General features: G+C 62.2%; 1 protein-coding gene. It reads left to right on the forward strand.

Annotated features, from left to right (window positions below):
• The coding region (locus JZY06_RS06630) for a YPDG domain-containing protein (protein ID WP_207278781.1) at positions 1 to 571 on the forward strand (571 nt) is incomplete at both ends.

Here is a 571-nt window from a genome sequence, read left to right on the forward strand (position 1 = left end):
CCCTGACACCGACACCGATGGTGACGGCATCCCGGACAACAAAGACCCGGACGCCGACGGCGACGGCGTAAACAACGCCGACGAAAAAATCATCGGCACCGACCCGCTGAACCCCACAACCGACGGCGTCACCAACGACGGCAAGCTTGACTCAGACGGCGACGGCCTGAACAACGCCCAAGAATCAACCGTGCCCGACGGCGCCACGGAAGAAACCGACACCGACGGACTCGGCAAAACTGACGTCACCGACACCGACAACAACGGTATCCCCGACATCACCGAAACCATCACCGACACAACCACCCCGGTATACGGCGACCAAACCGGCACGGAAGGCTCCTACGAAATAGCAGCCCCCACCGACCAGGACGGCACACCGCTCCCGACCGGCACCAAGTTCGTCGCAGGCAAGGGCCTTGAAACCCCCACCGGTGTCACCATCGTCATTGATCCGGCCACCGGAAAAATCACCGCCACCGCCGACACCACGATTGACGACAACACCACAGTCACTGTCCCGGTCACCGTCACCTACCCGGACGGCTCCACCGACACAGTCAATGTGGAC

The sequence above is a fragment of the Corynebacterium mendelii genome, assembly GCF_017307055.1.
Lineage (GTDB): Bacteria > Actinomycetota > Actinomycetes > Mycobacteriales > Mycobacteriaceae > Corynebacterium > Corynebacterium mendelii.